Source organism: Chryseobacterium aahli (assembly GCF_022699665.1).
In the GTDB taxonomy this organism is placed as follows: domain Bacteria; phylum Bacteroidota; class Bacteroidia; order Flavobacteriales; family Weeksellaceae; genus Chryseobacterium; species Chryseobacterium aahli.
On the sequence record NZ_JALDNB010000009.1, the window covers coordinates 67,942 to 94,693 of the forward strand.

Below are 26,752 nucleotides of genomic sequence, written 5' to 3' on the forward strand. Positions count from 1 at the left end.
ACGTATAGAAAATTAAATTCTTAACACATTCATTTTAAGTAAAAGAAACTATTGTCTGCTTATTGATTAACTACAACAGTATTTGCATTACCAACTTGGTTTGAAATATGATAGTTTCCGTTAGTCATTTGGTTTACAGTAACTGCATTGGTATTACCATTTTGAGTAATATATGATTCGTTACTATTTGCATTAAGTGCTCCTGAACCTTGATTGATAGTAGCTGTGTTGCTATTACCCATTTGGTAGCCTTCAGAGATATTACTGTTACCATATTGGTTAGTAACCAAAAGGTTGCTGTTTCCACCAGATTGCTCTCCGATAGATTCGTTATCATTACCTCTTTGGAACATATCAATAGTGTTTCTAGTTGCAATGCTGCTTGCTGTTCCGCCTTGGTCAGCACTTGCATAGTTTCTATTTCCTATTTGGTCTATCTCAGTTCTGTTATAATTATTTACTTGAGTAACATATGCTTCGTTATCATTACCATTTTGGTCAGATTCCATAGAGTTACGGTCACCTGTTTGAGTACCTTCAGCAATGTTTCTCAATCCTGTTTGGAACTGTCCGGCTTCGTTATAGCTTCCGATTTGTTCTAAATCAGCATTGTTGTTTCTATTGTTTTGGCTTTGCATTGCTCCGTTGTAAATTCCTCCGGATTGTTTTGCAGACACAATGTTACTGTTACCTGTTTGATTTTGAGTATTCCAAGAAGAACCTCCTGTTTGTAAAGAAGTAGCACGGTTAAAGTTTCCGTTTTGAGTTTGTTGTGCAGTATTGTCATTACCAGACTGAGTAGATGAAGCGTTGTTCAAATTTCCGTCTTGATTTTGAGTTGATTTTTGACGAGATCCTGTTTGTACAGCCGATGCAACATTGAAGTTACCATCCTGATCTTGTAAAACCTTGTGGCCATCACCAGATTGATTAGAAGATGCTGTGTTTAAATATCCATCCTGCACTTGATCAAGATCATTTAAATATCCAACCTGAGAAGCTGTAGCTGCATTCAGGCTACCTTCCTGCATTTGATTAATATCATTGGCAGAGCTATAAACACCTGTTGGACGAGTATATCCTACCTGACTTTGAGAAGCAGTAGCCGAGTTAAAATTACCATCCTGATTCTGAAGGATTTTTGATCTTACATCTCCACCACCTTGTGTAGAAGTAGCTGTATTAAAAGTACCGTCTTGATTTTGAGTAATTTTAGACCCATAAGTAAATTGCTGTGTCGCAGTAGTTCTGTTTGCCAGACCTGTTTGATCCTGAACAACCTCAACTCCTCCGGCAGAAAATCCCTGACCTTGTGATACTGTTGCCTGATTTAATGTTCCATCTTGTGTACTTTGTGCTTTATTACGCGCACTATTACTTCTTTGGCTTACATTTACGCTATTATTGTTACCTGTCTGCACAGTCTTATTCTCGTTTCCAAAAGTCTGCAAACTTGTTTGTGAAACCGTTGCAGAATTATTGTTTCCAGTTTGTGTTACATCATTATCACTGTTTTGTGCTAAAGCGAAGCTTGCTGATAAAATAACAAAGGCTCCTGTTACTAATTTTTTCATGGTAAGAAATTTTATTGGTTAGTGATACAAATTTAGAGCTATCACAACCTGAAAAATACCACCGTAAAAGGGTAAATTTATAATATCATTGGATACAGTTTGAATCGTAACCGTTTTCAGTTTAAGATAGTCATTAGTAATAGGTAGTTGAGAACTACGTAAAAATACGGTAGAGAAATTGAAAGAAAAATTATGGTTAATTAACATCAACAAGTATTCCTTTTTATAAGATATATTAGTAATTTTGAGATATGGAAAGTTTTGGAAAAGATTTACTGCAAAAAATCAAAAAAGCTCAGCTCGGCGGCGCCAATGCACATGGAGTTTTCTCGCCGCCATACCGTGAAGTTCTTACCCATGATCAGATTATAGAAAACAATCCAAAATTTGCTGCCGTAAATATTGTTCTTTATCTAAGGGATAACGAATGGTTTTTCCCACTCATCCAAAGAACAGAAAATGAGCGCGACAGACACAGCGGACAAATATCTTTACCCGGAGGAAAACGTGAGGAATATGACAGAGATTTTGCTGAAACTGCCGTTCGTGAGACATCAGAAGAAATCGGTTTAGAAAAACCTTATGTAAGAATCATCCGTGAAATGTCTCCTATTTACATTCCGCCAAGTAATTTTTATGTTTATCCTTACATTTCATATTCGAAAAGAAATCCTGAGTTTATTCTTCAGGAAAGTGAGGCCGTAGAAGTTATTGAATTTCCAATCACCTCATTTTTAAATCTACCGGATTCACCGGAAATAATGTCATTGCCAGGTGCAAGAGGAAAAGAAGTTCCTGTAATTAATTTCAACGGATATATCATTTGGGGAGCAACCGCAATGATACTCAGCGAGTTCAGTCAGTTGATTAAAAAAATGTAACTTTGCAGATATTATGTTTAATTGAAAAATGGCGAAGAAGAACATATTCACCGATTCGTTCGGCACTCCTTATTTTTTAAAAAGGTTTATCATTTTTATTCTGGGAATTATTTCTTACAGAAGATTTAACGGTTTTAATAAGCTGAAAATCACCGGAACAGAACATTTAGTAGACCTTCCGGATTCTAATGTCCTTTTCGTTTCCAATCATCAGACTTATTTTGCTGACGTTGCTGCAATGTATCATGCATTTTGTGCGGTAAACAATGGCTATTTAAACACGATAAAAAATCCGATTTACCTTCTTAATCCAAGAGTTGATTTTTATTACGTTGCAGCCGAAGAAACCATGAATAAAGGCATCCTTCCGAAAATTTTTAAAATCGCAGGCGCAGTAACAGTTAAAAGAACATGGAGAGCCGAAGGTAAAAATGTCAACAGAATGGTTGATTTGAGAGAAATTGATAATATCATGAAGGCCTTAGATAACGGTTGGGTGGCAACTTTCCCGCAGGGAACCACCGCAGCATTTGCACAGGGAAGAAAAGGAACGGCAAAATTGATTAAAAATCAAAGACCAATTGTTATTCCAATTAAAATAAATGGATTTAGAAGAGCGTTTGATAAAAAAGGGCTTCGTGTAAAAGTAACCGGAGTAAAACCAACAATGGAATTTAAAAAACCATTAGATATCAACTACGACGAAGAAAATGCACAACAAATTCTTCTGAAAATCATGACCGCTATTGAGCAGACTGAAGATTTCAACGTACTTCATACGTATGATGAAGAAATTAAAGCAAAGAAGTCTGAACAACCCAATCCATAAAAAAATTTAAAGTCATTATGAAAAAATTAATAGCAATATTCCTATTAATCATGATTACGGTTTCTTGTAACAGCCAGAAAGTTTATTCAGATTTTGATATCAGTTATTCAAAAAGCGGAGGTTATGCACCGATCTATGAAAACCTTTTGATCAAAGGGAATGAAGCACATTATTCTTTCGAAGGTCAGGGAAAGAAATCCAAAACAACTTTCAAACTTACCAGTGAAGAAATTCAGAATCTTAATCAGGTTCTGACTCAGAATAACTTCAGACATATTGCCGAAGATCACAAAAAAATATACGACCGCATTGCCGTTTCCATCAATGTAAAAAATGGTGAAAACAGTGCCAATAAAACCGATGCCAGCATGATTATGCCTCAGTCTCAGAAAAATTGGGATCAGATCGTGAATACTTTCCAAAACACCATCAGTAAAAACGTAAAAAACACTCCATAAATTTGAAAACCCATTTCATTGCCATCGGCGGAAGCGCCATGCACAACCTTGCGATTGCGTTAAAAGATAAAGGATATGAAGTTTCAGGCTCAGATGATGCCATTTTTGAACCTTCAAAATCAAGACTTGAGAAAAAAGGAATTCTTCCCGAAGAATTAGGCTGGTTTCCTGAGAAAATAACTTCAGATATTGATGCTATCATTCTTGGAATGCACGCTCATCAGGACAATCCTGAACTGGCAAAAGCAAAGGAATTAGGTCTAAAAATATATTCTTATCCTGAATTTTTATACGAACAGTCAAAAACCAAAACGAGAGTTGTCATCGCAGGCTCTCACGGGAAAACGACGATCACATCAATGATTCTTCATGTTCTGAATTTTCATCAGAAAGATGTGGATTTTATGGTGGGTGCTCAGCTGGAAGGTTTCGACTGCATGGTAAAACTAACGAAAGATAATGATTTTATGGTTTTAGAAGGGGACGAATATCTTTCCTCACCTATCGATCTTCGTTCAAAATTCTTACTGTATCAACCCAATATCGCTTTAATGAGCGGAATTGCCTGGGATCACATCAATGTTTTCAAAACATTTGATGATTACATTGAGCAATTTAGAAAATTCGTTGCAAGCATTACTCCGGGAGGAGTTTTGGTGTACAATGAAGAAGATCCAGAAGTTGTAAAAGTAGTTGAAAATGCTGAAAATTATTTCAGAAAAATCCCTTACAAAACTCCCGAATATGAAATCGTCAGTGGAAAAGTTCATTTAAAAACCGAAATGGGAGATATTCCGCTTTCTGTTTTTGGAGCACACAATTTATTAAATCTTGAAGGAGCAAGGCATATCTGTCATACTTTAGGTATCATGGATGAAGATTTCTATGATGCCATCATGAGTTTTAAAGGGGCTTCTAAACGTCTTGAGAAAGTTGAAAGAGAAGACAAGGGAATTCTTTATAAAGACTTCGCACATGCTCCCAGCAAAGTAAAAGCTGTGGTAAAAGCTTTCTGTGAGCAGTTTAAAAACGAAAAAAAATATGGCTTTCTTGAGCTACACACTTATTCAAGTTTAAACCCTGTATTTTTAGAACAATATGATCACGCAATGGATGGTCTGGATGAAGCTATCGTTTTCTATTCCGAAGATGCTTTAAAAATCAAAAGAATGGAGCCGATTTCTCCCGACTTGATCAAAGAAAAATTTAAGAACGAAAATCTGAAAGTCTTTACCAATGCTGAAGAACTTCATGCTTACTGGGATTTATTAGATAAAACTAAAGGAGTTTATATGATGATGAGTTCGGGTAATTTTGGGGGATTGGATTTAGCTAAATAAGATTTTTATCACTAATATATAATTGATTTAATTCCATAACTTCGTTTTGCATATGTAAGTTATCAATAATGCTAAAACCGCATCATGACAGAACTTTTAGATTCAAGAAACCAAAATTTATGGAATGACATTCAAGAGAAATTTAATATTTCATTTGTAGATACCATTAATGGAAATTATGGTTGTTATTCACAAAATGACAGTGTCATTTTTTACATTGACAGCAAGCACTTGTGTAAAGATTCATTCACACATGAATTGTTGCATATCTATTTGAGGCTTAAAGAATTTTACATTGGTGCTGGATTAAAACTTACAATCAAAGATAGTAGCATTTTATCCAATATTATGTCTGACAAATTACTTGAACACATGGGAAATTGTTTGGATCATGTGAAAATGCTTCCTATCTATTTAGAAATGGGATTTGACAGAAAGAAATTTATAGTTGACTACAATCTTTACAAATGCACAACCCAGGAATTACAATTTTTAAGAGAACATTACAACACCGGTAACCGAATAAATTTAAATGTTGTAGACCCATATATAGGAAGAATTGTATCAATAATAGCAGATCCAAATGATCAGTTTGATTATTCAAATGACTTAGTAGAACTAGAAAAGATTGATCCTTATTTATATCAGATTATTGTAAAGCTTTATGATGATTGTAAAGAGATCAAACTTGAAGATAGAAGTATACTTGATGATGATGATCATAGTGCAGTATACAACTTTTATCAGAATATGAAAACCTGGATGTCAAAAAACATGATTAATTAATGTACAGAATAATTCTTTCTTAGCTAGAAAATTTTCAAACTACTCATTAAAAATGTAAAAAACTCTTTCTGAAATAAATCTGAAAGAGTTTTTTTATTTTATAACTTACTAAATATCTGCCACAGCATTCAACATTTTTTCTTCCCAAGACGGATCTTTCGGGTCAAAAAACAATCTTTTTCCGGTGTCTAAAGAACGGACAACATTCATTTCTTCTTCTGATAATTCAAAATCAAAAACATTAAAATTCTCTTCAATTCTTGAAGGCGTCACAGACTTAGGAATCACACAGAAACCTTCCTGCAAATGCCACCTCAGAATAACCTGAGCAACTGTTTTGTTGTATTTTTCGGCAATATTTTTTAAATCCTGATTTTCTAAAAGTTCTGCATTTCCATTTCCCAGCGGGCTCCAAGGTTGAGTTACAATGTTATTTTCTTTATTGTAAACCTGAAGTTCTTTTTGTTGGAAAATCGGGTGTAATTCAATTTGGTTAATCACAGGAAGAACTGTAGAATTTGCTTTTAATTCCTCTAATTTTTCAACTGTGAAATTACAAACACCAATCGCTTTGATTTTCCCTTCATGATACAACTCTTCCATTGCCTTCCAAGCTCCCATAAAATCCGAGTAAGGCCAGTGGATAAGATACATATCCAGATAATCCAATTGCAATCTGTCGAGAGTCCTTTGAAAAGCAGCTTTCGCCTTGTCATAGGTTGTATCCTGAACCCATAATTTGGAAGTTACAAACAAGTCCTCTCTATCTACTCCACTATTTTTTATAGCATTTCCAACAGCAGTTTCATTTTGGTAAATAGCAGCCGTATCAATCATTCTGTAGCCCACTTCAATGGCTTTTACAACAGCGTTCTCGCATTCCTGCATATCTTCCATTTGCCAGACTCCAAAGCCTAAAGCGGGAATATCAATTCCGTTATTCAATGTAATTACAGGCTGTCCTGTGTATGTTTTTTGTTGCATAATTGCTTTTTTTAATTTAAAATAAATTTATTGTAAGTTCTAATTAATTTTTCCCATAATCTGTCGGAACAAACCTTTGATATGATCAATTTCATTCTGATACATCGTTTGTTTTCTACAACCAAAGTACAAGGTATTTTCTAATTTTTTTTCGCCTTCCCAAATCAGTTTCACATCACCATTTTCTATTTCATTTTTGCATAAAAAATCAGGAACCACAGCCAATCCAATCCCGCCTTTCAGACAACGGATAATGGAATTCAGGTTTGGAACAATATAATTGGGTCTGAAATTAGGTTTATGCCCAAAATTCAACAGCCAAAACTGAAAAAGATGCTCCATATCTCCGGTTGTTCCGTACCATTTTTCCTGTTTCAGCCAACTTTCGATTTCCTTAAAATCTTCGGTTTTTAAAACCTCTTTAAAACTATCTGTATCAACATTTTTTCCGCCAACTAAAATAATTTGTTCAGAAGAAAATGCTTCGTGCAGAATGTTGGGAGAAGTTCCTTTTTTTGGAGTAATGATTAAATCTAAAATTCCTTTATCAAGCTGATCGAGCATTTCAGGATATTCGCCAAAGCTGATAATTAAATTAAAATCTAATGTTGAAACATATTGTTCCAGAGTTGTCTGAAAAGTTTCAAAGCACATTCCTACACTGATGGTCGGGGTGGTCTTTTCAGTCGATTTCTGAAAGTTTTTTTCCACATCTTCCAATTTAGATAAAGCTTCGGAAACTGCGTTGAACAAAACTTTCCCTCTCTCAGTCGGAATCATTTTCCGTCCTGTCCTGTCAAATAATTTATACCCGACATACGCTTCCAATGAACCTAAATGAAGGCTCACTCCGGGTTGCGAAATAAACAGAGAATCTGCCGCTCCGGTTAAAGTTCCGGTTTTATAAATCGCTTTGAAAGTTCGATACCATTCTAAATTAACCATAATTTTTAATTATAAAATGAATTATTAATTGTCGATTTCGCTTCGCAAGTTAGGACTAAGTTTTTAAAAATAGACAATTTTATTATCATAATTATAATACAAAACTATAATTTATGTTATTTTTATTATACAAAGACCAGCCATAACTTTGCATCATAAAATTTAAACATTTACTAAAAATGAAAAAAGTATTAGTTATTAACGGCGGACAAAATTTCGGACATTCCGGAGGAAAATATAATCAGACGATTGCAGAAAACACTTTGGAAGCCTTAAAAGAATTTGAAAATGTAGAAATTAAAATTTCGAATATCAGCGAAGGTTACGATAAAAATGAAGAAGTGGAGAAATTTGTTTGGGCAGATTTTATTATCTATCACACCCCAATCTGGTGGTTTCAATTGCCGAATGGTTTCAAAAAATATATTGATGAAGTTTTCACAGCCGGCCATGCCAAAGGAATTTACATGAGCGACGGAAGATCTTCTGATAACCCAAAAATCAACTACGGAACCGGCGGAATGTTGGGCGGAAGAAAATACATGCTTACTACAAGCTGGAATGCACCGGAAACTGCCTTCACACTTCCCGGAGAATTTTTCAGCGAAACAAGTGTTGACAACGGACCGTTATTCGGTTTTCACAGAATGAACTCTTTCGTTTCATTGGAAAAAATGGAGAGTTTTCATTTTCATGATGTAGAAAAAAATGCAAATATTGAGCGTGACATGAAATTGTACAGAGAACACGTTACAACCGTTTTCGAGAAAGAATTAAAACCACAATTAGCCTAATGAAAATCTATCTCACAGCAATCATCAAAGCAAAAGAAGAACACAGAACCGAAGTTTTGGAAGTTCTTCAGAAGATGGTAACAGAAACAAAAAAAGAAGAAGCCAACGAATTGTACGCACTTCATCAGGGAATTGAAGATAAAAATCATTTCATTTTCTATGAAATCTGGAAAAGCGAAGAAGGTTTGAAACAACATAACGAGCAATCATATATAAAAGCTTTCGGAGATTTGGTTGATGAAAAACTGCAGGAAAAGCCACAGATTTATTTAACAGAAATTATTTAAATATGAAAAAATTAGCATTATTAATTCTTTCCGTTTTTACAATAGGATTTGTTAATTCTCAAACCAAAAAATCAAAGAATATGAAAAAGAAAATTCTTTTCGTGGTAACAAGTCACGACAAAAAAGGTGATACAGGAGAAGATACAGGATACTACCTCGGTGAAGTTTCGCATCCATGGGAAGTCCTTCACAAAGCCGGTTACGAAATTGATTTTGTAAGTCCAAAAGGCGGAACCCCACCTGTCGATGGATTTGATTTGAAAGATCCTGTCAACAAAGAATTTTGGGAAAACAAAGAATACAAAACTAAAATAGATCATTCCTTGAAACCATCAGAAGTAAAGCCTGAAGATTATTCAACAATTTTTTACGCAGGCGGTCACGGTGCGATGTGGGATTTCGCAGACAATACAGAATTGGCAAAAATTGCTTCTATCATCTATGAAAACGGAGGAATTGTCGCAGGAGTTTGTCATGGACCTGCTGGTCTGGTGAATATCAAACTGAATAATGGAAAATATTTGGTTGATGGAAAGAAGATCAATGCGTTTACGAATGAAGAAGAATCTGAAGTAAAACTGACACATGTAGTTCCTTTTCTTTTAGAAGATAAATTGAAAGAAAGAGGTGCGAAATTTGAGAAATCTGGACTTTGGCAGAATCATGTTGTGACAGACCAAAGAGTGATCACAGGACAAAATCCGCAATCTGCAAAAAGTGTAGGCGAGGCGATTTTGAGTGAGTTGAAAAAATAACTTCATACTTTTTAATTCAAATTGGTGTAAATATTTCATTACATCAATTAAAAATCAAGACATGAAACTACTTCCAACTTTTCTATTCACAATATTTCTGATGTGTAATTTTTCAGCACAGAAGAAAGAAATTTGCAGATACACAAAAACTCCCACAGGTTATCTGATGGTACTTCGTGAAAATGATGATGTCCTGGCTCAGATTGAGAATCTTGCAAAGACTGAGAATATTCCGTCCGCAAGCTTTACGGGAATTGGTTTTGCGAAAGAAGTAACTTTTGGATTTTACGATTTTCAAGCTAAAAAATTTAATCCCAAGACGTTTAAAAAAGTTGAGATGGGAAGTCTGACGGGTTCAATTGCATGGAATGAAAAAGGTCCGTCAATCCACGTTCATGGAGTCGCAACTGATGAGAAATTTGATGCGTACGGCGGTCATCTTCTTTCCCTTCACGTCGGAACGGGCTCGATGGAAATCTATGTAACCGTTAATGATAAAAAATTAGAAAGGAAAATAGAACAACCTTTGAATGCTAACGTGCTTCAACTGAATTGTCAACAATAATTATTAAACAAAAATAGCTTCTCAAATTCTGGGAAGCTATTTTTGTTAAAGGCAAAACTGAATTACCTTGCTATCGGTAAATGGGTACTGATTGCAATTCTGTTCCACATATTAATCGAAACAGCAGCCATGATAATATCTGCAATCTGCGTTTCATTAAAAAGTACTTTCGCCTTCTCGTAAGTTTCCTCAGAAAGTCCTTTTTGACTGATTAATGTTACCTCTTCTGCAACCATTAAAATTACCTGTTCTTCTTCTGTGAACAATTCTTTTGCATCTCTCCATGCATTCAAAAGAAAAATTCTCTGCGGAGTTTCACCGTATTTCAAGGCATCTTTCGTGTGCATATCCAGACAGAAGGCACATCCGTTGATCTGGGAAGCTCTGATTTTAATTAATTCTTTCTGAATAGGAGTTAAAAAACTGTTTTGAAGGGCAGCCTCCATTCCAATTCCTGCTTTGTAAGCGGCATCGTGCGTCGTTGCCATGTTGAATCTTGCGCTCATACTATTTATGATTTTTTAATTAATGTATCTATTGAAAAAAAATATTCTTTTTGTGTTACCAGTAAAAAGGCCGCTGCACTTCCTACCCAAACCGAATAGTCTAAAGGAGCTTTAATTCCTAATGCAATCGTCATCGAAAGGGCAAAAATCAGCAATAAAAAACCTGTTCCGTATGCTGCGATTTTAGTTTTAAACCCGAAAATCAACATCAATGGAAAAATAATTTCTAAAAAAGTAGCAGTGTAAGCTGAAAATGTGCTTAGAATTTCAGGAAGGAAAAAAGTTAACTGTTTTGTGTATTTTTCAAAATTCTCCCAGTTTCCCCAGGCCGAATTTTCTCCCCAAAAACCAAACCGATCTGCAACGGCAGATAGCATTGTAACTGCGATTGCGAATCTTAAAAATAATTGTGGAAATAAAATCTTTTGGTCTGTCATGATATTGGCTCCTTATTACATGACAAAGTTGCGACATAGAAACCGCAAAAATCTTAAACTGGTTTAAGAACGTAATTTCGCCCTGATCTCACTTAAATATTCCGGAGTGAAACCTAAAAATGAAGCCAGTAAATATTGCGGAATCCTCTGTATAAACCAAGGATAAAGCGTACTGAAATGAATGTAATATTCTTCTTTACTCATTTCATAAAGATAGCGGATCCGCTTTTCGGCAGCAGAATAAGCACGTTGATAAATCATTCTGAAATAACGTTCCATGATTGGATGTTTTTCCAGCAAAAGTTCCTGAGACTGAAAATCAATCATCATAATTGTCGATTTCTCAACTGCCTGAATATTAAACTCAGTTTTTACTTTTTGTTCGAATGCAAAATTATCTGCCAACCACCAGTTTTCAATAGCAAATTCGGTAGTTTGCTCAACTCCTTTTTCATTGATGAAGAACTTTCTCAGACAACCTTTTAAAACAAAATATTTGAATTTACATAAATCACCTTCTGACATCAAATTCTCTTTTTTCTTTACTTCCAAAACTTTAAAGAAAGAAGATATCGAAGCAAATTCTTCTTCACTTACAGTAATAAATTTATCTAAATGAGCTTTAAAAGTTTCCATTTTTAAAATTGAATACTCAAACTTAACTTTATTTTTTTAGTTTTACAATGATAAAAAATCGAATCATGGAAATTGTTGCTAAAATTCTTATTGCAGTTGTGGCTTTAGAGCATTTATATATTCTCTGGATGGAAATGTTCGCCTGGGAAACCAAAGGAAAAGAAGTTTTCAAAGCGGCTTTACCACCTGAAATGTTCAAACCGACAAAAGGTTTGGCAGCCAATCAGGGATTGTACAATGGTTTTCTTGCCGCAGGATTGATCTGGTCTTTTTTCATTGAAGATGAAAAATGGCAAACCAATATTGCTTTGTTTTTCTTGAGCTGTGTAGCGATTGCAGGAATCTACGGTGCCATTTCTGCGACAAAGAAAATATTTTTTGTTCAGGCTTTACCTGCTATTTTAGCGATTGTTGCGGTTTTGTTGAAGTAATTGAGAAACAAAATGCCTGAAACAAAGTTCATATACAAAAGAAAGTTTTTTGACAATGAATTTAACTTAGCATTTATTTCAATTTTTGGATTGCCTTTCATTTTAGTTAAAAAAGGTTTTCTTGATTTGTCATTCGGCTGTATCATTTTTACTATTTATTCAATGATGATTTATTTCTCATTGTCAAATATTTTTAAAATGATCATTTTGAACGATAAAACAGAGCTAATAAACTTTTTTGGAAAGAAAATATTAGTTCCTAATAACAAAATATACTTTTCAGAAGAATATTACAGAAAAGAAACTAAAGATTCTGTTGTACATACTCTTAAATTGGAGGTTCAATTTCCTGATAAAAAGATTACTTTTTATAAAGATGAAGAACCAAATTACGATGAAGTAATTAATTATTGCAAAAATAAATACACACAATCAAACAAAAAAATCATCAACTATAGGTTTTATATAATTCCTTTGTTAATAATTTTTTCAGGGTTACTTTTTTTCCTCTTTACACGAAACTGTTATAAAAAGCAGGAGCAGGATAATATCGTAAGTATTAGAGATTTTGGATACATTAAATTAGAAGGAACTTTTAAAGATTATAGGAATAAGAGAAAGAGCACAAATATTGTTCTCCATCTAAAAGAATATCCAAAATTTGAATTCTCACCTGTTGACTCATTACAATATTCACCCAATTTTTATAGCAAACTAACTAAAGGTAGTACAGTAAACATTTACATGACTCATAATGAATATTATAAAAAGATTAAAAAAACTATTCCTCTTAATTTTTATGATACATATTTTAATTATACTGAAATTAAAATCTACGATCTTGAATAAATTTATTAATTCAAAAGAGTCTTTATTAGTTTCTCCTTCATTTTCTCTGTTTCAAATAGACCTTCATGATAATAAACCAGTTCCTGATTTTCATTTAAAATAATCCACAACGGATAAACGGGCTGATTTTTATTTTTAGATAAAGCCAAAGCTAACTCATGAATTCCAGAATTTCCGTTAGGTAAATAATTAAATTCTTTCCCTTGAAAATTAATTTTTTCTTTTGTTTTCTCAGCTTCAAAATTGATGAAATGAAAATTTTCGTTCATCATTTTAACCAAGTCCTTATCCTTGCTTAATTTAAATGATTCTATTTTACAAATTGAGCACCAATCGGTATACAAATGAATAATAATTGGCTTCTTATTTTGTTTCTCTATTTTTTTAAAATCTGAAAGAGTGCCTGTCTTTATCTGCGATAGATAAAAACAAGGCACTAAAAGTAACATTAAAAAAAACTTTATTTTTTTCATTTCAAATTATATTTTACACCCAAAAAACCTCGGATTCTCTGCATCGGAGCATAACCATACGTTGTGTCAAAAGTATAATGATTTGGATTATTAATTGGGTCATTTACATTATTATCAAACGGATCAAACGGTCGCATCAACGGATCTTTCGGCGTGAAATTGAACAAATTTTTCACCCCGCAATACACTTCAAATCCGGAGTTGAAACTTTTAGAAACCTGAATATTGGCAAGATTGTAAAACGGTGAATATTCAGGTCGGTAATCGTTGGGCAATACAGGCAATCGCATCGGACCATAGAACTGTCCTGTAAAATCGATGGCAAGATTATTCTTAAATTTATAGGTTATGCTGTAAGTTCCGCTCCATTTCGGGGCATGAAGTTGTCGGGATTTTCCGGTTTCTCCATCGAATTTCTGATAAACATCTAAATAGGTAACTCCTAAATTTACACTCAACGGAAAACTGAAACTGAAATCGACATTCATCGAAGCACCTCTTGAAATTCCGTAGCCATTTAAATTATCATAAATAATTTTCTGAGGATCGGTATCAAAATCACCAACAATTTTATTGCTGAAATACGTGTAAAATGCAGAGGCATCAACATTAATTAATTTATCTCCTACAGGAATTTTCCAGACATAATTTAAATTTCCGTTAATGGATCTTTCAGGTTTTAAATTGTCCTTAATCACAACTTCCCGTGAACCCGTCAAAGCTGCATGATCTTCGGTAAATAAATTCACCACCCTGAAACCCGTCCCGAAATTAAATCTCAAAGTATGATAAGGATTCGGAGAAAACTTCCATGCAAAACGCGGCGAATGCACAGAATGATGAATTTTATCATAATCAAATCGGTAACCCAACAACAAGGTGTTTTTTTCATTAACCTCCCATTGATCCTGAATAAATGCTCCAAAAATGGGTGATTTCATTGGCTCATTCTGCAAACCGTCTGAAGACATCGTCCCTGGCGTATTGTCATCATAAAAAGTTTTTTTGAAAGTCGCTCCCAAAACCAAATCATGATTTCCGAGTTTTTTATCCCAATAGGTTTGGGTAAAAGCTACTTTCTGAGTCGCCAAAAAAGGATTGGTTCCATAGAAAGAATCCTGATCGTGAAAATTGTAGGAAAACTGAGTAACAATATTTTCTTTCATTGGCCACTGATAAACGCCAAAAGCCTCTATTCTATTGGTGTAGATACTTTCTCCGTAAACCTGATCGCTTCCCCTGTAAGACTTATTCCACTGCATCTCTCCACCGAAACGGTCTTCATACAGATACCTCAAAGCGAAACTTGCCAGCCTGTTTTCTTTTCGCACAAAATTCCATTTATTAAAAACTGAAATTCTGCTCTGCAGAGCGGCATCTGTGAAATTGTCTTTATTTTCGTCAAATCTTTTAGTGGAATTAAAATAATTTAAGCTTAATAATGAGGCCACATTTTTACCGAAATTAAACTTTGTTGACAAGTCAACATTATTCTCTGCCCAACTGGTAGTCATTAAGTCAACACTTAATCTCGGAGCGGTCAACGCATTTTTGGTGATAATATTAATCACACCGCCCATCGCCTCTGAACCGTAAATGGATGAAGCCGGGCCTTTTACCACTTCTATTCTGTCAACTAAACTGTTTGGAATTCCACTCAATCCATAAACGGTAGAAAGCGAACTTACAATCGGCATTCCGTCGATCAGAATCATTGTATAAGGACCTTCCAGACCATTGATGTGAATATCTCCCGTATTACAAACCGAGCAGTTCAATTGAGGCTTCACTCCGTTCACCATAGAAATTGCTTCAAAGATACTTGGCGTTGGGTTTTTCTGGAAAAATTTCTGTGTATAAATTTCAACATTCACCGGACTTTTAGATTTGCTGATTGGTTTGAGCGTACCAGTAATCACGACATCATCAATATCTCTGGTTTTAATTTCTTTTTTGCTTGAAACTTTAGCAGAATCAAGCTTTTTAGATTGATTTAAATCTAAGCTATCCGTTTCCTGAGAGAAACAGAAACCCGAAAAAAATATGACAGAAAATAATATTCGCTTCATGAAATTAAAATTGTTAGACAAAACTAACATTTATTTTTAGAACAGCAAAACTTAAATAAAAAATTGTTTTTAATTTGAATTCACTAAAAAATATTAAATTTGAGAGTCAACATATAAAGTACAATGAGATATCATCAGTCGGGAAACATCCCACCAAAAAGGCATACGATTTTTAAGTCACCGGAAGATAAATTCTATTACGAGCAACTATTTGGTACAGAAGGCTTTCACGGCATTTCTTCTTTGCTATATCATGTTCACCGACCGACACAAATCAAATCAATTGGCGAAGCAAAAGATGTAACTCCAAAGATTGCGGTTGACAAAAATGTGACGCCGAGAATGTTTAAAGGGATGAATGTGACTCCTGAAGATGACTTTTTGGACAGCAGGAAGTTTCTTTTGGTAAACAATGACCTGAAAATGGGATTGGCAAAACCAAGAAAATCGATGGATTATTTCTACAAGAATGCCGAATGTGACGAACTGCTTTTTGTACACGAAGGAAGTGGGATTTTAAAAACATTTGTCGGCAATCTTGAATTTTCTGTTGGCGATTACCTGATTATTCCGAGAGGAACGATTTATCAGGTAGAATTACAATCTGATGATACTGTATTTTTTGTGGTGGAAAGTCATTCTCCGATTTACACACCAAAGAGATACAGAAACGAATTCGGGCAGCTTTTGGAACATTCTCCGTTTTGTGAAAGAGATATTATTGCACCCACTTTTGTAGAACCAAAAGACGAAAAAGGAGAATTTTTAATTAAAGTAAAAAAAGAAAATCAGATTACTGATTTCATCTACGCAACGCATCCATTTGATGTTGTGGGCTGGGACGGTTATTTTTATCCATATAAATTTAATATTAAAAACTTCGAACCGATTACTGGGAGAATTCACCAACCGCCACCAATTCACCAGACTTTTGAGGCACACAATTTTGTAGTTTGTTCGTTCTGCGCAAGAATGTATGATTATCATCCGTTGGCAATTCCCGCTCCGTACAATCATTCAAATATTGATTCTGATGAAGTTTTATTCTATACAGAAGGTGATTTCATGAGTAGAAATCATATTGACTTAATGGATTTCACGCTTCATCCAGGCGGAATCGTTCACGGACCTCATCCGGGAGCGATGGAAAGAAGTATCGGAAAAAAATTCACTGAAGAATATGCTGTAATGGTCGACCCATTCCGTCCTTTAAAAATCACTGAAGAAGCAATGAAAGTGGAAGATCCGTCTTATAAAACTTCTTGGCTGGAAAGTGAGGATCATAATTTGGAAGATCGTTCGCAGGAATGATCATTCGAAAATAATCAAGAAAATTAAATATAAAAGGATTGAATGTAAATATTCAATCCTTTATTCTTTTCATTAATCAAAACATGACAAATATCTTCATCAAACAAACCAAAGATGTAGACTAAATATAAAGAATATGAGTTATCTTTAAGATATTAAAGTAAACGATAAAAAATTTCAATATGTATAATTACATCAGTGCAGAAGAAGCTATTTATACCATTAAAAGCGGAAACCGTGTGTTTTTTCATGGAAGCGCATGTACTCCGAATCATCTGATTGATGAATTGGCAAGACAGTCTCACCGCTTAGAAAATGTTGAGATGGTTTCCATTACACAACAGGGAAATGTGGAAATCGCAAAGCCTGAATACAAGGACAAATTTTTCATTAATTCGCTTTTTGTTTCAACACCGGTGCGTGATGCTGTCAATTCTGACCGTGGAGATTTTGTTCCTGTTTTTTTAAGTGAAATTCCGATTTTATTCAGAAAAAATATTTTACCGCTTGATGTTGCTTTAATTACGGTTTCACCTCCGGACAAACACGGTTTTTGTACATTGGGAACTTCTGTCGATGTTGCGAGAGCTGCCGTAGATACCGCAAAAATAATTGTAGCCGTCGTGAATCCCCTAATGCCGAGAACTCATGGCGACGGAATGCTTCACATCAGCAAAATTCATAAATTAGTCTGGAATGAAGAAGAACTTCCGACGGTAGATTATGGTGCAAAAGTAGGTCCGGATGAAATGCTCGTTGGAAAAAATGTAGCTGAATTGATTGACGACAGATCAACCTTACAAATGGGTATCGGAACAATACCTGATGCGGTTTTAAAATGTTTAGGAAATCATAAAGACTTAGGCGTTCACACCGAAATGTTGAGTGATGGAGTCATTGATTTGATTCAAAATGATGTCATCAACAATAAGTATAAAGGCTACAACGATAATAAAACCATCACAAGTTTCTGCTTCGGAACAAGAAAATTATACGATTATGTAGATGATAATACGGTTTTCTCTTTTGATGATGTGAGCAATGTTAATTTTCCGATTAACATTATGAGAAACAAAAAAATGGTCGCCATCAATTCTGCCATTGAAATTGATTTAACTGGACAAGTCTGCGCAGATTCTATCGGAACTATGCAGTATAGCGGAATTGGCGGACAAATGGATTTTATGCGAGGAGCTGCTTTAAGTGAAGACGGAAAACCAATTATCGCTATTACTTCAAGAACAAAAAGAGGAGTTTCAAGAATTGTTCCTTTTCTAAAACAAGGCGCAGGTGTTGTGACAACAAGAGGTCATATTCATTGGGTGGTAACGGAATACGGAACGGCTTATCTATACGGGAAAAACCTTCGTCAGAGAGCTCAGGAATTGATCAGTATTGCGCATCCTGATGACAGAGAAATGCTAGAGAGAGCGGCTTATGAAAGATTTAAGCATTAAAAAAGATCTAAAAACCTCATATTTATCTAAAAAATACGTACATTTAATTAAAATAGAGAAAAAAGTTTTTGGCAATCTTTTTGCTGAAAACTTTTTTTATATAAACATTACACATTTGAAGACGATTTATAATTCTATAAAAGATGAAGTTGTAAAACATCCAAAAGTTCAGGATTCTGTTTTAGGGATGGTAAACGAATGGAAGAGAAGTCACTATATAATTCTTTCAGAAATTATCAAAGAAGAGCTTGCTTTATCAGAAGAGCTTAAAGATGATAAAAGATTTGAGTTAGGAAATACGATTTCACACATTACCTTGCAGCGATTTTTTGAAAATGATTATCAGGATAAAACCCACAATGATCTCCGTTTTTTGAAGACGCTAGATAAGATCTGCATTTTTTTAGGCTTTAAAGATCTCAACGCATACATTTATCATTTAAAAGAAAATGATCTAAATGGTAAAGAATTAAATGATGATGTCTTTTCCACTGATATTGTTTACCAATATTGCTCGACCGTTTTTGATTTATATAAGAATTTCCCTGTCTTAAAATTAGACTTGTTTAAGGATCTTGTATTTGACAATTCTCCGTTTTTGGAGAGAGCCTCAGAATTTAGCCGCGAACTTTGCGAGAGACAGTTTGAATTGGTTACAAAAAATAACCGTTCTAATTTTGAAATATTCGATGTCAATATCGTTACAGACGAGCCTGATAAAAAAATCCTAGAAACTCAAGAATTCTGGAATCTTTTATTCAAGGTAGGAGAAACCGGAGAAGAACATTTTGTAAATCAACTCAACACACAAATTTATTTCATTCGCAAAATTGATAACGTATGGAAAATTTGGGATAATTACAATCCGGATGCCGGAAGATTAAATAATAAAAAATAAAAGCCGTAATTAATTACGGCTTTCATCGTTTTGAAATAACTTCCTTTCGACATCTAGTTTCTAATACAAATATAGATTAAATAACAAAACAAAATTAAACTTAAATATACTTAAGTGAACTTTAACATATATTAAAAATAACGCAACCGATTACATAACAATAATGTTTTTAATTATTTACAAGAATTTTGTAATTTGCAATCCATTAAATAAAAGTAAAAATAGAAAATATGTCAACACTTACATTTGCCGAAAAAATTGCTCAGGCTGAGAATTTTTTGCCAATAAATGGCACAGATTACATTGAGTTTTATGTAGGAAACGCTAAACAGGCCGCTCATTATTATAAGACAGCATTTGGTTTTCAGTCAGTTGCTTACGCAGGTCCTGAAACCGGAGTAAGAGATCGCGCATCTTATGTTCTTCAGCAGGGGAAAATCAGATTAATCCTTACAACAGGTCTAAAATCTGACTCGCCAGTTAGCGAACACGTAAAAAAACACGGCGATGGAGTGAAAATCTTGGCACTTTGGGTAGACGATGCTTATTCTGCATTTGAAGAAACTACAAAAAGAGGTGGAAAACCTTATTTAGAGCCAGTAACTTTGACAGATGAGCATGGTGAAGTAAAAATGTCCGGAATTTACACGTACGGAGAAACTGTTCATATGTTTATCGAAAGAAAAAACTATACAGGACCTTTCATGCCTGGTTATCAAAAATGGGAAAGCGATTACAAACCTGAAGAAGCAGGATTATTATATGTTGACCATTGCGTAGGAAACGTAGATTGGGACAGAATGATCCCAACTGTTGAGTGGTACGAGAAAGTAATGGGATTTGTGAACATTCTTTCATTTGACGACAAACAAATCAACACAGAATATTCTGCATTGATGTCTAAAGTAATGTCAAACGGAAACGGTTTTGCCAAATTCCCAATCAATGAACCTGCTGAAGGAAAGAAAAAATCTCAGGTTGAAGAATATCTTGATTTCTATGAAGGAGAAGGCGTACAACACATCGCAGTTGCAACAAAAGATATTATTCACACGGTTACCGAACTTAAAAAGAGAGGTGTAGAATTCCTTTCTGCTCCACCGGAAGCATATTACAACATGGTTCCTGAGAGAGTTGGCCACATTGATGAGGATCTTAAAAAACTTCAGGATTTAGGTATTTTAATTGACCATGATGAGGAAGGTTATTTATTACAAATCTTCACCAAACCTGTAGAAGACCGCCCTACCCTTTTCTTCGAAATCATTGAAAGACATGGTGCACAAAGCTTTGGTGCAGGTAACTTCAAAGCACTTTTCGAAGCTTTAGAAAGAGAGCAGGAAAAAAGAGGTAATCTTTAATTTTAAAATAAAATATAGAGTTTTGTCAGGATGCAGATCTTGACAAAACTTTTTTATAAACACAAACTCATGAGAAAATTATTCATCTGTACATTATTTTTCATCAGTCTTTTATCTAAGGCTCAAAATTACGCAGCATTAGATAAAATTCTAACCGTTTTGGAGGAAAGAAGAGGCATTAATCAACATCTTGAAAACGTAAGCGTAGAGAATAAAAAATTTGTTCTCATCAAAGATTTCCCAGACCATACAGAAAGAAGTTTTATCATTATCAAAGGGAAAGATGCGACGTACGTTGAAATGTTTGACGATAAAGCGACCGGACAAAGTACATCAAATGTTTTTTCCGGAGATATCATCAGAAAAAAGAACATCATTTCTTTAAGAGCTGATAAACTTGAGAACAAAAAGATCCCGATTCCGGTTTCCAAAACACTTCTTTTAACCAAGCAGAAAGAAATTATCTATCTAATCGACATCAATTCGAGAGACCGATGGATTGATGAAGAATCTTATACCAAAAAATCAAAATAATAACTTTCAAAAAAGATTACTTTAAAATCTAAATCAAACTATCACATTATGAAATCATTTGTAGAGTATAATTCAAATTCAGACTTTTCAATACATAATATTCCTTTCGGAGTTGCAGTGTTTAACAAAGAATTTATCGCCTGTTGTACAAGAATCGGCGACCAAGTTGTTGATCTTGCCCTTTTATACGACCTTTCTTATTTTGAAGAAATCGCAGGTTTAGACGACAATGTTTTCGAAGCATATACTTTAAATGAATTCATCGAATTAGGAAAACCTGTAACCAACGCTGTTCGTTTAAGAATTCAGGAATTATTACAAGAAGGTTCGATTTTATCTAAAGATGAAAAAACCATTGAAGATGCATTCTACGATTTGGATCAGGTAAAAATGATCATGCCGATTCATATTCCAAACTACACAGATTTTTACAGCAGCATCGAACACGCAACAAATGTTGGAAAAATGTTCCGTGACCCAGCAAACGCATTGCTACCAAACTGGAAGCATTTACCGGTAGGTTATCACGGAAGAGCTTCATCGATCGTCGTTTCAGGAACTGAGATTAACCGTCCAAAAGGCCAGATGAAACCTGCCGACGCAGACAAACCTGTTTTCGGACCTTGCAAACAGTTAGATTTTGAATTGGAAATGGCTTTCATCATCAACCAAAATACTGAAATGGGAGAAAGCGTATCTACAAAAGATGCTGAAAATGCCATCTTCGGAATGGTGATTTTCAACGACTGGTCAGCTAGAGATATCCAATCTTGGGAATATGTTCCGCTAGGACCGTTTTTGGCTAAAAATTTCGGTTCATCAATTTCTCCATGGGTCGTAACTTTGGAAGCTTTGGAACCATTCAGAACTACTTCTCCAACGCAAGATCCTGAAGTTTTGGATTATTTAAAATTTGAAGGAGATAAAAATTATGATATCAATCTTGAAGTGTATATCCAACCTGAAAACGGTGAAGAAAACCTGATTTCAGAAAGCAACTACAAATACATGTACTGGAATATGACGCAGCAATTGGCTCATCATACGGTAAACGGCTGTAATTTGGAAGTTGGAGATATCTACGCAAGTGGAACCATCTCAGGAAACGACCCAAAATCATACGGCTCTATGCTTGAATTGACTTGGAGAGGACAAAACCCAATCACATTAAGCAACGGACAAGAAAGAAAATTCATTGAAGATAACGATACTGTGACCATGAAAGCTTGGGCAGAAAAAGATGGTATGAGAGTAGGTTTCGGAGAAGTTTCTGGTAAAATTATTCCGACTAAATAGATTTAATTTTAAACACTTAAGTATTTTTAAGTTAAAAGGCAATGAATATTTTAAGTTCACTTTAGTTTTTGAAAATCTCTGATTTTCTTTTTTAAACATGATTACACAAAAACTCATCAATGACATTCTTATAAAGTTGTTGGAGCTTGTATTGAAGTTCATAAATTGGCAGGTCCCGGTTTGTATGAAGAAGTATATCATCAATGTTTAGAAAAAGAATTTAATTTAGTAGGTTTAAAATACAAAAGTGAACTTGAAATACCATTTTCATACAAGGGTGAGAAAGTAAATTGTAAATTGAAATGTGATTTTTTAATTGAAGATTTAATTGTTTTAGAATTAAAATCGGTTTCAGAGATTCATCCAATTCATAAAGCACAGACAATGAATTACATGAATTTACTTAAAGTACCAAGATCAATTTTAGTAAACTTCAATGTAATAAATCTTTATCATGAAGGTTATGAATCTTTTGCTTCAAAACTATTTAAAGAACTTCCGAAAGGATGAAAATCGCAGATTTTCAAAACTTAAGTGCACTTAATATACGCAATTATAATACTTAAAATAACTTAAGTGTTAAGATATAAAAAAATGAAAACACTCATCCCATCAGAAATATCGTCAGTTCAACTACAGACAATAATGCAGACCGCCGTCTCACCACGACCGATTGCATTAGCTTCTACAGTTGACAAAGACGGTAATAGCAATCTATCGCCTTTTAGTTTTTTTAATATGTTCAGTACCGTTCCTCCGATTTTGATTTTTTCACCATCGAGAAGAGTTCGGGATAATACCACGAAACATACTTTAGAAAATGTTCTAGAAGTACCAGAAGTGGTTATCGGAACAGTAAATTTCCCAATCGTACAGCAAATTTCTTTAGCATCGACAGAATATGGAGATGGCGTCAATGAGTTCATCAAATCTGGTTTGACGATGAAAGATGCTGATTTAGTTCAGCCTAAATTAATTGAAGAATGTCCCGTAAACTTTGAATGTAAAGTTTTAGAAATAAAATCTTTAGGAGATCAAGGCGGCGCAGGAAATTTGGTTATTTGTGAGGTTAAAAAAATTCACATAAGAGAAGAATACCTGAACGAAGAAGGAAATTTAGATCAGGCAAAATTAGACATGGTTGCTCGTCTGGGCGGAAATTGGTATTCAAGAAATAATGAAAACAATCTTTTTGAAGTTCCAAAACCTTTGGTAACAAAAGGAATTGGTTTTGATCTTCTCCCGGATGCTATAAAATACAGCAAAGTCTTTACAGGAAACGATTTGGGAATGCTCGCCAATGTAGAAGTTTTGCCTTCAGAAAATTGTCATGAGGATGAAAATATTCATCTGGAAGCACAGAAACTTTTGCTCGAAAGTAAGATTGATGAGGCTTGGAAAATTTTAGTTAAATAAATTGACATACGTACATTGATGAAAAATATTATTTTATTACTTTTTGCTGTAATCATCTTACAATCTTGTTATTACCCTGTAAGAAAAGATTATGGTATTTACAGTAAATCTTTGGTGTTTTCAAAAGATAAAAAGTGGCTGATTAACAACATCAATACCGATGTCAATTCGCAACACCGAGAATTGATGAATAAAGAAGTTGTGCAATTGTTTAATGAAATGAGTGGCGGAAAAGCTACCGATCTGAAAACTGCAAAATCTGAAAATCTGATTCAAAATCATATTCCATCTGATCCACAAACAGAAGATCTTGAAGTACTAAAAAACAGTTCTGATTACAATTATCTGGTAAATGTTTATACGTTTAAAGTTCGAAATGCATTAGACAATACTATCGGAATGCAGAGCCAGTACAAAACCAACGAAACTTTTGCGATGATGGATATTTACGATATTAAATCGTTGAAAAAAATATATTCTTTCAAAGCATATTCAGAAGTTGGCGTAGATAAAGATCAGAAGGTGACTATTTTCACTCCTAGTACCGAAATGATGACAATGAAAAATTTCAGAAGTTTAATAAAATCGGTAAGGAAAAATGCCATAAAAACTGACACTTCTCTTTAAATATACATAAAGACAGCTTACGTAAAGCTGTCTTTTTTATTTATTCATTCACAATTTTATCATTGATAAATTCAATACATTTTTCGACAACTTTATTTAAATCTTCAGGCAAATTCTCTTCTTCCCAAGGTTCTTTTGAACCGAAAACATGATTGCCATTTTCAACTAAAAACAATTCAGTATTAGGGTTTAAAATGTGAAGATGTTCAGCATTTTTCATATTTACACCTTCGTCTGAAGTACCATGAATAATCAAAACATGAGCTTTTGCCATTTCCATGGAACGTTCTACATCGAAGCGATGCGGATCATTAGCAAAATCTTCATAAAATTGATAAAAATGTGGCATCTGCTGTTTTGTTCTTCCATTTTCAACATAATAAACTCCTTCATTTTTCCAGTGTTCAAAAGCTTCATCTTTTGGAAAACGTTCGAGATTATCGACACTTGCCAATGTAATCAATCCGTTGATTCTAATATCTTCGCAAGTTTTAATAATTGAAATTCCACCACCACGACTATGTCCGATCAAAATTATTTTTTGGTCATCAACTTTTGGATCTTTTGAAAAATAATTAATTACAAAATCCAAATCTGAAAGTTCTTTTGAATAATTATTATTTCCAAATGCTTCTAAATCGTCGAAGCTATGAGGATTTTCAATGGTGGTTCCGTTGTGCGAAAAATTAAATTTAACAAAGAAAAAACCAGCTTTAGCAAATTTCTCAGCCATCAAATCCCATGCGCCCCAATCTTTATAGCCTTTGTAGCCGTGAACGAAAATAACTAAGGGAAGTTTATTTTCTGTTTCGGGATAATATGCGTCGGCAAAAAAATCTTTGGTTTCTGGATTTGAGATGTGTATATTGAGGTTTTTTGTGATCTTCATATTGTTTTGTATCTGATATTTTTTTGTCAATCCATAATATAAATATTATGTTTCAAATTACCATTATTTAGATTTCTACGGAAGGACAAACTGTATTTGTATTTTAAAAAAATCTGACTTTATAATTACTTTAAATTGATTTTTACTTAAAAATAGTACAATTAGAATTAAACACAAAGTAAAAATCTTATTTTTGCGTTATGTTGGATTTAAGAACGGTTACCGTACAGCGCTATATTCTTCCGCTCCGGGAGGGTGGTTCGCTTCCTGCTTTGGCGGAGGCTGATGATGATTTTAAATATGTTTTAAAATTCCGTGGTGCAGGTCATGGCGTGAAAATGTTGATTTCAGAACTTTTGGGCGGAAAAATCACAGAAGCTTTAGGTTTAAAAATTCCGGAACTCGTTTTTGCGAATCTCCATGTCGATTTCGGAAGAACGGAAGCCGATGAAGAAATTCAGGATTTACTAAAGAACTCTGAAGGCTTAAATTTAGGTTTACATTATCTTTCAGAATCGATTGCGTTTGATTCAAGTATTAAAGTTGATCCGCTTTTAGCTTCAAAAATTGTCTGGCTGGATGCGTTTATTACCAATATCGACCGTACTTTCAAGAATACCAATCTTTTGATGTGGCATAAGGAACTTTGGGTAATTGATAATGGTGCATCGTTTTACTTCCATCATTCGTGGCAGAATTTTGACACCGCTGCGAAAACTCCTTTTAAATATGTAAAAGATCATGTTTTGCTTCCTCAAGCAACAAAATTGGATGAAGCTGAAAAGTTTGCGCATGAAGTTTTAAATGAAAATCTTTTCAGAGAGATTGTTAATTTAATTCCGCAAGATTGGCTGCATTGGGACGACGCTGAAGAAAGTCCGGATGAAATACGTGAAGTCTATTTCAACTTCCTGAAAACACGCTTAGAAAATTCTCAAATCTTTGTAAACGAAGCCAAAAATGCAAGAGGATAAAATATACGAATACGCCGTTATACGCCTGGTGCCAAAGGTTGAAAGAGAAGAATTTTTCAATATTGGATTGGTGATGTTTTCGAAAAGAGAGAAATTTATTAAAGTTGAGTTTTACCTCTGTCCGGATAAATTTAAGCTGATCAAAAGCAAGCTTGATTACGACGACATCATCAAAAATCTCGAAAGTTTTAAAAATATTGCGGAAGGAAAAAAGGATGGCGATCCAATTGCAAGTCTTGATATTCCCGACAGATTCCGTTGGTTGACCGCTGTGAGAAGTGCTGTGGTACAAACTTCCAGACCCCATCCCGGAAAATCTAAAGATCTGGAAATTACTTTTGGTAAACTTTTTGAGGAGCTAGTAAAATAACATACCTCAACAATTTATTT

Annotated in this window: 31 protein-coding genes; 22 read left to right on the forward strand and 9 right to left on the reverse strand. The window is 34.2% G+C overall.

Translation table 11 applies throughout. From position 1 onward, the window contains the following. Window positions 1–59: 59 nt before the first annotated feature. Window positions 60–1,574: a hypothetical protein gene (locus MQX03_RS14510; RefSeq protein ID WP_242803911.1), complete on the reverse strand. Its 1,515-nt coding sequence runs from the start codon at window positions 1,572–1,574 to the stop codon at window positions 60–62. A 251-nt stretch (window positions 1,575–1,825) separates the two neighbouring features. On the opposite strand from MQX03_RS14510, the gene MQX03_RS14515 reads away from it, so the two are divergent. The 5 genes from MQX03_RS14515 to MQX03_RS14535 all read left to right on the forward strand — a co-directional run bounded on the left by MQX03_RS14515 (window position 1,826) and on the right by MQX03_RS14535 (window position 5,868). Continuing rightward, window positions 1,826–2,455, forward strand: a complete 630-nt coding sequence (locus MQX03_RS14515) for an NUDIX hydrolase (protein WP_242803913.1) — start codon at window positions 1,826–1,828, stop codon at window positions 2,453–2,455. Between the two features lie 28 nt (window positions 2,456–2,483). Continuing rightward, window positions 2,484–3,284, forward strand: a complete 801-nt coding sequence (locus tag MQX03_RS14520; RefSeq protein WP_242803915.1) for a lysophospholipid acyltransferase family protein — start codon at window positions 2,484–2,486, stop codon at window positions 3,282–3,284. 17 nt (window positions 3,285–3,301) lie between these two features. After that, window positions 3,302–3,742: a hypothetical protein gene (locus MQX03_RS14525; protein ID WP_242803917.1), complete on the forward strand. Its 441-nt coding sequence runs from the start codon at window positions 3,302–3,304 to the stop codon at window positions 3,740–3,742. Between the two features lie 2 nt (window positions 3,743–3,744). After that, window positions 3,745–5,082: a UDP-N-acetylmuramate--L-alanine ligase gene (locus MQX03_RS14530; RefSeq protein WP_242803919.1), complete on the forward strand. Its 1,338-nt coding sequence runs from the start codon at window positions 3,745–3,747 to the stop codon at window positions 5,080–5,082. A gap of 84 nt (window positions 5,083–5,166) precedes the next feature. Next, window positions 5,167–5,868, forward strand: coding sequence for a hypothetical protein (locus MQX03_RS14535; protein ID WP_242803920.1), 702 nt, complete (start codon window positions 5,167–5,169; stop codon window positions 5,866–5,868). Between the two features lie 108 nt (window positions 5,869–5,976). On the opposite strand, the gene MQX03_RS14540 is transcribed toward MQX03_RS14535, so the two are convergent. Next, the gene (locus MQX03_RS14540; RefSeq protein WP_242803922.1) at window positions 5,977–6,852 is read right to left on the reverse strand and encodes an aldo/keto reductase; all 876 of its coding nucleotides are present in this window, start codon (window positions 6,850–6,852) and stop codon (window positions 5,977–5,979) included. Window positions 6,853–6,891: 39 nt separating this feature from the next. Next, complete coding sequence (locus MQX03_RS14545) at window positions 6,892–7,797, reverse strand: LysR family transcriptional regulator (RefSeq protein ID WP_242803923.1); 906 nt, start codon at window positions 7,795–7,797, stop codon at window positions 6,892–6,894. Window positions 7,798–7,976: 179 nt separating this feature from the next. Here MQX03_RS14545 and MQX03_RS14550 point away from each other — a divergent pair, with 179 nt between their 5' ends. The 4 genes from MQX03_RS14550 to MQX03_RS14565 all read left to right on the forward strand — a co-directional run bounded on the left by MQX03_RS14550 (window position 7,977) and on the right by MQX03_RS14565 (window position 10,198). Then, window positions 7,977–8,591 carry an NAD(P)H-dependent oxidoreductase gene (locus MQX03_RS14550; protein ID WP_242803924.1) on the forward strand — a complete coding sequence of 205 codons (615 nt, stop codon included), beginning with the start codon at window positions 7,977–7,979 and terminating at the stop codon, window positions 8,589–8,591. After that, the gene (locus tag MQX03_RS14555) at window positions 8,591–8,878 is read left to right on the forward strand and encodes a putative quinol monooxygenase (protein WP_242803925.1); all 288 of its coding nucleotides are present in this window, start codon (window positions 8,591–8,593) and stop codon (window positions 8,876–8,878) included. The genes MQX03_RS14550 and MQX03_RS14555 overlap by 1 nt, the downstream gene beginning before the upstream one ends. 2 nt (window positions 8,879–8,880) lie before the next feature. Further along, a complete protein-coding gene (locus tag MQX03_RS14560) occupies window positions 8,881–9,633 on the forward strand; it encodes a type 1 glutamine amidotransferase domain-containing protein (RefSeq protein WP_242803926.1) in 753 nt (250 codons plus the stop codon). Between the two features lie 61 nt (window positions 9,634–9,694). Then, the gene (locus tag MQX03_RS14565; protein WP_242803927.1) at window positions 9,695–10,198 is read left to right on the forward strand and encodes a PPC domain-containing DNA-binding protein; all 504 of its coding nucleotides are present in this window, start codon (window positions 9,695–9,697) and stop codon (window positions 10,196–10,198) included. 62 nt (window positions 10,199–10,260) lie between these two features. Here MQX03_RS14565 and MQX03_RS14570 read toward each other — a convergent pair whose 3' ends face one another. The 3 genes from MQX03_RS14570 to MQX03_RS14580 all read right to left on the reverse strand — a co-directional run bounded on the left by MQX03_RS14570 (window position 10,261) and on the right by MQX03_RS14580 (window position 11,777). Beyond that, a complete protein-coding gene (locus MQX03_RS14570; protein ID WP_242803928.1) occupies window positions 10,261–10,704 on the reverse strand; it encodes a carboxymuconolactone decarboxylase family protein in 444 nt (147 codons plus the stop codon). Window positions 10,705–10,709: 5 nt separating this feature from the next. Further along, window positions 10,710–11,141, reverse strand: coding sequence for a DoxX family membrane protein (locus tag MQX03_RS14575; RefSeq protein ID WP_242803929.1), 432 nt, complete (start codon window positions 11,139–11,141; stop codon window positions 10,710–10,712). Between the two features lie 63 nt (window positions 11,142–11,204). After that, window positions 11,205–11,777, reverse strand: coding sequence for a Crp/Fnr family transcriptional regulator (locus tag MQX03_RS14580; protein WP_242803930.1), 573 nt, complete (start codon window positions 11,775–11,777; stop codon window positions 11,205–11,207). A gap of 65 nt (window positions 11,778–11,842) precedes the next feature. Here MQX03_RS14580 and MQX03_RS14585 point away from each other — a divergent pair, with 65 nt between their 5' ends. Both MQX03_RS14585 and MQX03_RS14590 read left to right on the forward strand, forming a co-directional pair. Continuing rightward, window positions 11,843–12,208, forward strand: a complete 366-nt coding sequence (locus MQX03_RS14585) for a DUF1304 domain-containing protein (RefSeq protein WP_076561109.1) — start codon at window positions 11,843–11,845, stop codon at window positions 12,206–12,208. A gap of 207 nt (window positions 12,209–12,415) precedes the next feature. After that, window positions 12,416–13,057: a hypothetical protein gene (locus MQX03_RS14590; protein WP_242803931.1), complete on the forward strand. Its 642-nt coding sequence runs from the start codon at window positions 12,416–12,418 to the stop codon at window positions 13,055–13,057. Between the two features lie 5 nt (window positions 13,058–13,062). On the opposite strand, the gene MQX03_RS20595 is transcribed toward MQX03_RS14590, so the two are convergent. Together MQX03_RS20595 and MQX03_RS14600 are read right to left on the reverse strand one after the other, a co-directional pair. Continuing rightward, on the reverse strand, window positions 13,063–13,530 hold the full coding sequence (locus MQX03_RS20595; RefSeq protein ID WP_394801753.1) for a thioredoxin fold domain-containing protein: 468 nt from the start codon (window positions 13,528–13,530) through the stop codon (window positions 13,063–13,065). Next, window positions 13,527–15,599: a TonB-dependent receptor plug domain-containing protein gene (locus MQX03_RS14600; protein ID WP_242803933.1), complete on the reverse strand. Its 2,073-nt coding sequence runs from the start codon at window positions 15,597–15,599 to the stop codon at window positions 13,527–13,529. The genes MQX03_RS20595 and MQX03_RS14600 overlap by 4 nt, the downstream gene beginning before the upstream one ends. A 123-nt stretch (window positions 15,600–15,722) precedes the next feature. Between MQX03_RS14600 and MQX03_RS14605 the strand changes: the two genes are divergently transcribed. The 9 genes from MQX03_RS14605 to MQX03_RS14645 all read left to right on the forward strand — a co-directional run bounded on the left by MQX03_RS14605 (window position 15,723) and on the right by MQX03_RS14645 (window position 24,499). Further along, window positions 15,723–16,910, forward strand: coding sequence for a homogentisate 1,2-dioxygenase (locus tag MQX03_RS14605; RefSeq protein ID WP_242803934.1), 1,188 nt, complete (start codon window positions 15,723–15,725; stop codon window positions 16,908–16,910). A 182-nt stretch (window positions 16,911–17,092) separates the two neighbouring features. Continuing rightward, entirely contained in the window at window positions 17,093–18,367 is a 1,275-nt protein-coding gene (locus tag MQX03_RS14610; protein ID WP_242803936.1) for an acetyl-CoA hydrolase/transferase family protein, read from the forward strand. A 115-nt stretch (window positions 18,368–18,482) separates the two neighbouring features. Further along, window positions 18,483–19,265 (forward strand): hypothetical protein, encoded by a 783-nt coding sequence (locus MQX03_RS14615; RefSeq protein WP_242803938.1) that lies wholly within the window; start codon window positions 18,483–18,485, stop codon window positions 19,263–19,265. A 230-nt stretch (window positions 19,266–19,495) separates the two neighbouring features. Further along, window positions 19,496–20,626 (forward strand): 4-hydroxyphenylpyruvate dioxygenase, encoded by a 1,131-nt coding sequence (gene hppD / locus MQX03_RS14620; protein ID WP_129536271.1) that lies wholly within the window; start codon window positions 19,496–19,498, stop codon window positions 20,624–20,626. Between the two features lie 69 nt (window positions 20,627–20,695). Next, entirely contained in the window at window positions 20,696–21,160 is a 465-nt protein-coding gene (locus MQX03_RS14625; RefSeq protein WP_242803940.1) for a hypothetical protein, read from the forward strand. 48 nt (window positions 21,161–21,208) lie between these two features. Further along, window positions 21,209–22,456: a fumarylacetoacetase gene (gene fahA, locus MQX03_RS14630; protein WP_242803941.1), complete on the forward strand. Its 1,248-nt coding sequence runs from the start codon at window positions 21,209–21,211 to the stop codon at window positions 22,454–22,456. A 180-nt stretch (window positions 22,457–22,636) separates the two neighbouring features. Further along, entirely contained in the window at window positions 22,637–22,966 is a 330-nt protein-coding gene (locus MQX03_RS14635; protein ID WP_242803943.1) for a GxxExxY protein, read from the forward strand. An 84-nt stretch (window positions 22,967–23,050) separates the two neighbouring features. Next, on the forward strand, window positions 23,051–23,872 hold the full coding sequence (locus tag MQX03_RS14640) for a flavin reductase family protein (protein ID WP_242803945.1): 822 nt from the start codon (window positions 23,051–23,053) through the stop codon (window positions 23,870–23,872). 18 nt (window positions 23,873–23,890) lie between these two features. Continuing rightward, entirely contained in the window at window positions 23,891–24,499 is a 609-nt protein-coding gene (locus tag MQX03_RS14645; protein WP_242803947.1) for a hypothetical protein, read from the forward strand. 40 nt (window positions 24,500–24,539) lie between these two features. Here the strand turns inward: MQX03_RS14645 and MQX03_RS14650 are convergent, their stop codons facing one another. Continuing rightward, a complete protein-coding gene (locus MQX03_RS14650) occupies window positions 24,540–25,388 on the reverse strand; it encodes an alpha/beta hydrolase family protein (protein ID WP_242803948.1) in 849 nt (282 codons plus the stop codon). 200 nt (window positions 25,389–25,588) lie between these two features. Between MQX03_RS14650 and MQX03_RS14655 the strand changes: the two genes are divergently transcribed. Both MQX03_RS14655 and MQX03_RS14660 read left to right on the forward strand, forming a co-directional pair. Further along, window positions 25,589–26,362 (forward strand): HipA family kinase, encoded by a 774-nt coding sequence (locus MQX03_RS14655; RefSeq protein ID WP_242803949.1) that lies wholly within the window; start codon window positions 25,589–25,591, stop codon window positions 26,360–26,362. Beyond that, window positions 26,349–26,732, forward strand: coding sequence for a DUF3037 domain-containing protein (locus MQX03_RS14660; protein WP_242803950.1), 384 nt, complete (start codon window positions 26,349–26,351; stop codon window positions 26,730–26,732). Before MQX03_RS14655 ends, MQX03_RS14660 begins: the two co-directional genes overlap by 14 nt. The last annotated feature ends 20 nt before the right edge of the window (window positions 26,733–26,752 follow it).

Bases quoted from the DNA above. Each gene is read 5' to 3' on its own strand.
- MQX03_RS14585 (WP_076561109.1), top strand. From the start codon at position 11,843: ATGGAAATTGTTGCTAAAATTCTTATTGCAGTTGTGGCTTTAGAGCAT.
- MQX03_RS14660 (WP_242803950.1), top strand. From the start codon at position 26,349: ATGCAAGAGGATAAAATATACGAATACGCCGTTATACGCCTGGTGCCA.
- MQX03_RS14555 (WP_242803925.1), top strand. From the start codon at position 8,591: ATGAAAATCTATCTCACAGCAATCATCAAAGCAAAAGAAGAACACAGA.
- MQX03_RS14520 (WP_242803915.1), top strand. From the start codon at position 2,484: ATGGCGAAGAAGAACATATTCACCGATTCGTTCGGCACTCCTTATTTT.
- MQX03_RS14625 (WP_242803940.1), top strand. From the start codon at position 20,696: ATGAGAAAATTATTCATCTGTACATTATTTTTCATCAGTCTTTTATCT.
- MQX03_RS14540 (WP_242803922.1), bottom strand. From the start codon at position 6,852: ATGCAACAAAAAACATACACAGGACAGCCTGTAATTACATTGAATAAC.
- MQX03_RS14565 (WP_242803927.1), top strand. From the start codon at position 9,695: ATGAAACTACTTCCAACTTTTCTATTCACAATATTTCTGATGTGTAAT.
- MQX03_RS14560 (WP_242803926.1), top strand. From the start codon at position 8,881: ATGAAAAAATTAGCATTATTAATTCTTTCCGTTTTTACAATAGGATTT.
- MQX03_RS14580 (WP_242803930.1), bottom strand. From the start codon at position 11,777: ATGGAAACTTTTAAAGCTCATTTAGATAAATTTATTACTGTAAGTGAA.
- MQX03_RS14640 (WP_242803945.1), top strand. From the start codon at position 23,051: ATGAAAACACTCATCCCATCAGAAATATCGTCAGTTCAACTACAGACA.
- fahA (WP_242803941.1), top strand. From the start codon at position 21,209: ATGAAATCATTTGTAGAGTATAATTCAAATTCAGACTTTTCAATACAT.
- MQX03_RS14605 (WP_242803934.1), top strand. From the start codon at position 15,723: ATGAGATATCATCAGTCGGGAAACATCCCACCAAAAAGGCATACGATT.
- hppD (WP_129536271.1), top strand. From the start codon at position 19,496: ATGTCAACACTTACATTTGCCGAAAAAATTGCTCAGGCTGAGAATTTT.
- MQX03_RS14645 (WP_242803947.1), top strand. From the start codon at position 23,891: ATGAAAAATATTATTTTATTACTTTTTGCTGTAATCATCTTACAATCT.
- MQX03_RS14535 (WP_242803920.1), top strand. From the start codon at position 5,167: ATGACAGAACTTTTAGATTCAAGAAACCAAAATTTATGGAATGACATT.
- MQX03_RS20595 (WP_394801753.1), bottom strand. From the start codon at position 13,530: ATGAAAAAAATAAAGTTTTTTTTAATGTTACTTTTAGTGCCTTGTTTT.
- MQX03_RS14570 (WP_242803928.1), bottom strand. From the start codon at position 10,704: ATGAGCGCAAGATTCAACATGGCAACGACGCACGATGCCGCTTACAAA.
- MQX03_RS14610 (WP_242803936.1), top strand. From the start codon at position 17,093: ATGTATAATTACATCAGTGCAGAAGAAGCTATTTATACCATTAAAAGC.
- MQX03_RS14575 (WP_242803929.1), bottom strand. From the start codon at position 11,141: ATGACAGACCAAAAGATTTTATTTCCACAATTATTTTTAAGATTCGCA.
- MQX03_RS14600 (WP_242803933.1), bottom strand. From the start codon at position 15,599: ATGAAGCGAATATTATTTTCTGTCATATTTTTTTCGGGTTTCTGTTTC.
- MQX03_RS14550 (WP_242803924.1), top strand. From the start codon at position 7,977: ATGAAAAAAGTATTAGTTATTAACGGCGGACAAAATTTCGGACATTCC.
- MQX03_RS14655 (WP_242803949.1), top strand. From the start codon at position 25,589: ATGTTGGATTTAAGAACGGTTACCGTACAGCGCTATATTCTTCCGCTC.
- MQX03_RS14510 (WP_242803911.1), bottom strand. From the start codon at position 1,574: ATGAAAAAATTAGTAACAGGAGCCTTTGTTATTTTATCAGCAAGCTTC.
- MQX03_RS14650 (WP_242803948.1), bottom strand. From the start codon at position 25,388: ATGAAGATCACAAAAAACCTCAATATACACATCTCAAATCCAGAAACC.
- MQX03_RS14515 (WP_242803913.1), top strand. From the start codon at position 1,826: ATGGAAAGTTTTGGAAAAGATTTACTGCAAAAAATCAAAAAAGCTCAG.
- MQX03_RS14525 (WP_242803917.1), top strand. From the start codon at position 3,302: ATGAAAAAATTAATAGCAATATTCCTATTAATCATGATTACGGTTTCT.
- MQX03_RS14545 (WP_242803923.1), bottom strand. From the start codon at position 7,797: ATGGTTAATTTAGAATGGTATCGAACTTTCAAAGCGATTTATAAAACC.